Source organism: Bacillus sp. C30 (genome assembly GCF_040838255.1).
In the GTDB taxonomy this organism is placed as follows: Bacteria; Bacillota; Bacilli; order Bacillales; family Bacillaceae_G; genus Bacillus_A; species Bacillus_A mycoides.
This window is the reverse complement of the sequence record NZ_JBFPJH010000270.1, coordinates 1-4558: the sequence shown is the minus strand read 5'-3', so window position 1 is coordinate 4558 and position 4558 is coordinate 1. Positions and strand designations below refer to the sequence as shown.

4 protein-coding genes, 1 pseudogene and 1 other annotated feature are annotated in these 4558 nt (G+C 33.9%); of the genes and pseudogenes, 3 read left to right on the top strand and 2 right to left on the bottom strand.

Annotated features, from left to right (window positions below; all coding sequences use genetic code 11):
- Nucleotides 1-130: 130 nt before the first annotated feature.
- Both AB3X49_RS18205 and AB3X49_RS18200 read left to right on the top strand, forming a co-directional pair.
- A complete protein-coding gene (locus AB3X49_RS18205; RefSeq protein WP_002033357.1) occupies nt 131-379 on the top strand; it encodes a GlsB/YeaQ/YmgE family stress response membrane protein in 249 nt (82 codons plus the stop codon).
- Between the two features lie 64 nt (nt 380-443).
- Nucleotides 444-1565, top strand: a complete 1122-nt coding sequence (locus tag AB3X49_RS18200; protein WP_367963834.1) for an AI-2E family transporter — start codon at nt 444-446, stop codon at nt 1563-1565.
- Nucleotides 1566-1593: 28 nt separating this feature from the next.
- Here AB3X49_RS18200 and AB3X49_RS18195 read toward each other — a convergent pair whose 3' ends face one another.
- On the bottom strand, nt 1594-2751 hold the full coding sequence (locus AB3X49_RS18195; RefSeq protein WP_002084398.1) for a 1-deoxy-D-xylulose-5-phosphate reductoisomerase: 1158 nt from the start codon (nt 2749-2751) through the stop codon (nt 1594-1596).
- Between the two features lie 135 nt (nt 2752-2886).
- Nucleotides 2887-3094: a binding site (T-box leader), on the top strand.
- A gap of 52 nt (nt 3095-3146) precedes the next feature.
- On the opposite strand from AB3X49_RS18195, the pseudogene AB3X49_RS18190 reads away from it, so the two are divergent.
- A pseudogene (locus AB3X49_RS18190) lies at nt 3147-3548 on the top strand (nucleotidyl transferase family protein); the annotation flags it as partial.
- Nucleotides 3549-3572: 24 nt separating this feature from the next.
- On the opposite strand, the gene AB3X49_RS18185 reads toward AB3X49_RS18190, so the two are convergent.
- Nucleotides 3573-4558 (bottom strand): tyrosine-type recombinase/integrase (locus AB3X49_RS18185; RefSeq protein ID WP_367963831.1); only part of this gene is annotated, 986 nt, incomplete at its 5' end.

The following is a 4558-nucleotide window of genomic DNA, read 5'->3' as shown; positions in this document are numbered from 1 at the left end:
ACATAAAATGTTCGTAGGTATATTTCTATAGTAGGATATGGTTAGCGTAGATAAATGCGTAATCTTATATAAGAGTTTAGCTACTCTTGTATTTGATAATACAAACTATAATAGAAATGAGGGACTAAAAATGGGATGGATTATTACATTAATAGTTGGTGCTATTATAGGTATAATTGCTAGTTCTATAACGGGTAAAAATTTTCCAGCTGGTATGTTTGGAAATATAATTGCTGGTTTACTAGGAGCTTGGTTAGGTAGTAGATTATTTGGATCTTTTGGGCCATCGTTTGGTGGGATTCATGTCGTACCAGCATTATTAGGTGCAATTGTGTTAATTCTTATTGTATCATTTGTAGTAAAAGCTGCAAGAAAATAAAGGCTATTACTGATTGTTTTATAAAGCCCTTTTAGGGCTTTTCCTAATTAGAGAGGTGGTACATTTGGAGAAAGTAAATATAAGAAAAAGAGATAAGTTGAAAAAGTTTTTTAAAGAACAAAATTATTTAGCTGTACTACTTGGATTCGCGTTGCTGTTTGTAAATATATTATTACTTACAAAAATATCATTCGTCTTTACACCGTTCGTCGTATTTTTAAAAACAATCTTTTTCCCAGTATTATTAGCGGGAGTACTATTTTATATATTGCATCCATTCGTTTCTCTTTTAGAAAGAAAAGGTGTGTCGAGAATTGTGTCAATTGCCTCGATATATATAATTGTTCTTGGATTATTTGTTTTTCTTGCGGTCACGGTTATTCCAATTATTAAAGATCAAGTAAATGCTTTAATAGATAACTTGCCATATTTCGGGCATGAAATCGAAAGGGCAGCACGTAAATTTGGAGAAAGTAATGTAATTGGTAGAATGCAGGAAAATTTAAATATTGATTTTGCTAATATCGTAAAAGATTCTACAATGAACTTTACAAAATCATTATCATCAGTAACAGGAAATGTAACTGGATTTTTAAGTACAATTACTGGAGTTGTTTTAACATTTGTAATGGTTCCGTTTATTTTGTTCTATCTTTTAAAAGATGGTGAGCAATTACCGAATCATTTTTTAAAGTTTATATCTGAGCAAAGACAACCAGCTGCGAAGAGAATACTAGATGATATGCATTATGCGATTAGTTCGTATATTAGAGGACAAATTATTGTTAGTTTATTTATCGGTATTATGCTATTGATCGGTTATCTTATTATTGGTATTAAATATGCGGTACTACTTGCTATTTTAGCGATGATTGTAAATATCGTTCCGTACGTAGGACCAATCATTGCAATTACACCAGCTTTAATTATCGCATTTATCGACTCGCCATCAATGGTGTTAAAAGTAATTATCGTTATGATGATTGTACAATTAGCAGAAGGTAAATTTATTTCTCCGCAAGTCATGGGGAAAAAGTTAGATATTCACCCGATTACTATTATATTTATCATTTTAACTGCGGGAAATTTATTTGGAATTATGGGGATTATTTTAGCAATTCCAGGGTATGCGATATTAAAAGTTTTAGTTACGCACGGTTATAGATTTGTGAAGTTGAATACGTGAAAAAAGAGCTAAAACAGAGAAACCTGTTTTAGCTCTTTTTCATTAACAATTGATTTGCGTATTGGCGTGCCCATTGATCAGCTTCTAATATATCATCGAGTGAAGGATCTTTTACGTTATGATGAGCTTCAACTGTATTGTAAATTGTTTTTTCGATATCGAAAAATGCAATTTCATTTTTAAGAAATAGTGCATTTGCAATTTCGTTCGCTGCATTTAATACGGCTGGAGTTGTACCGCCAATTTTTCCACATTCAAATGCATATTGTAGACAGGGGAACTTCTCTAAATTTGGTTTTTCAAAATGCAAACTACCAATTTCTAATAAATTTAATTTTTCATAGGATGAAGGTAGTCGAGTAGGGTAGTGAAACGCATATTGAATCGGCATTCTCATATCAGGAGCACCGAGCTGTGCCATGACTGATCCATCAATAAATTCCACTAAAGAGTGAATGATACTTTCTTTATGAATCATAACATCAATTTTTTCATAAGGAATATCGAATAGCCACTTAGCTTCCATCACTTCAAACCCTTTATTCATTAACGTGGCAGAATCTATCGTTAGTTTTGCGCCCATTAACCAGTTTGGGTGTTTTAAAGCATCCTTCGCTTGTAATGTTTTCATTTCTTCACGTGTTTTATCACGAAAAGCGCCGCCAGAAGCTGTAACAATTAATTTTTCGATTTCCTTATTATTTTCCCCATTTAAACATTGGAAAATGGCTGAATGTTCACTATCAACTGGAATTAGGCGGCATCCGTTTTGTTTCGCTAGTTCGGTGACAATATGTCCAGCTGCAACTAAAGTTTCTTTGTTAGCGATAGCGATATCTTTCTTCGCCTTTAATGCTTCAATTGTTGGGAGTAAACCTGAAACACCGACAACTGAACTTAATACAAGATTTGTATCAGGATGGGTAGATACTTCAAGTAAACCATCAGTTCCATATGTAATTTTTGTATTTGTTGAAATACGAGAACGTAATGTATCCGCTAATTCTTTTGTCGCTACGCTTACAATACGAGGCTGAAACGATTCGATTTGTTTTTCGAGAAGATCGATATTATAATTCGCGGTTAAACCGACGATTTTAAAATGTTCAGGATGAGCGGAAACGACATCTAATGCAGATGTGCCAATGGATCCTGTTGAACCTAAAATGGATATATATTTTACCATGAAAAAACCTCCAAAGTTGTTTCGAGTATTTCTGCAAACCTATATACTATTAGACAATTAAGGTGGAAATTCCTGCTATATAAAACAGGAAATTAGGGTTTAATTGGAAAGGGAATGTGATAAACTGTAAAAAACGAAAAAGCAATGAAAGAGAAGAGTACATGTTCAAAACTTTTCAGAGAGCTGATATGTGGTGGGAATCAGTAAGGGATGAATATGGAATGGGCTCTGGAGCTTCTAACTGAAATGAGTAGGTAAAGACGGTTACTTCACGTTATCGAAGTATGAAGTGAGCTAATGATAGCTAATAAAGGTGGTACCGCGGGAGTCTCTCGTCCTTTTTTTAAGGATGAGAGGCTCTTTTTGTTTTTTATTTTGAGAAAGGAGGAGTTAGGATGAGCGAGAAAATTATGTTAACAGGAATTAAACCAACAGGTTACCCGCATTTAGGCAATTATATTGGTGCGATTAAACCTGCATTACAAATGTCAAAAAACAAAGAAGGAAAAGCGTTATATTTCATAGCAGATTATCATGCGTTAAATGCAGTGCATGATCCAGCAAAGTTCAGTAGTTACACGAAAGAGGTAGCAGCTACTTGGTTATCACTTGGACTTAGCGAAGACGTTATTTTTTATCGACAAACAGAAATACCGGAGATTTTAGAATTAACGTGGATACTATCTTGCCTAACTCCGAAAGGTCTTATGAACCGTGCTCATGCATATAAAGCGAAGGTAGAGCAAAATAAAGAATCGAGATTAGAGATAGATGCTGGAGTTAATATAGAAGTATACCCTGAAGTTGCAGTACCAAGGTCTTTAGATACCCTGGTAACGTTTTGGTAACTTTTTCTCCAAATCCTTTTCCATGAAGGCGAGGGCTTCTGTCTGTTTTGATGGATATAAGTGGCTATAAGTATTTAACGTTGTTGCTATATCTGAATGACCTAGGCGTTGGGCTACTATAAGTGGACTGACGCCTTTGTTTATTAAATACGATGCATGTGAATGTCTGAATTCGTGAAGTAAAATTCTTTTTACCCCAGCAGTGACCACATATTTATTGTATCGTTCATCTAGTGTTGTGGTAGCGATGCTATTATAAAACTCACCAAAAACCACATAATCATTTTTAACTGGTGCTGTTAATGTAGCATGTTCTTTTAATTTTTTCAATAAGTCGATGACCAGAGTGGGTAACAGAATAGTTCTATTTGATGCTTTTGTTTTTGGTTTTGTGATTTGGCGATTATACTCAGTTTTGTTGATGCGAATTGTTTTTTCGGTAAAATTAACATCCTCCCATGTTAGAGCTAACAGTTCGCCTTTTCTAGCACCACTGTAATAAAGGGTAGAAAAAAATACATCATAAAGTAGGCTGTCTACAGTATCGATAAATTTTTGGAACTCATCAAATTCCCAAAAATTCATTCGTTTATTTGATTCCTTCTCAAAATTACCTGCGATGCGTGCAGGATTACTTGTTAGACCATGGAACTTTATTGCAAAATTGAATATGGAAGATAGTACAGTATGAATTAATTTTAAAGTGTCAGCTGAGTAATTGTTTATATTTTTATTTTGATAATGCATTACATGTTTAGCTGTAATGCAATCAATTTTCATTTTACCAAATTCCTTTAGTAAATGATTATAAATTGCATTCTTTATGGTATTAATCGAAGATTGTTTTCTCCTCTGAGAATACCAATCAAAATAACTATCCGCAACTTGCACAAATGTTAAGCTTGAGTTAGTTTCTGTTTCAACTAACATTTTAGCCTCGGCTTCACGTGCTTCCTTTT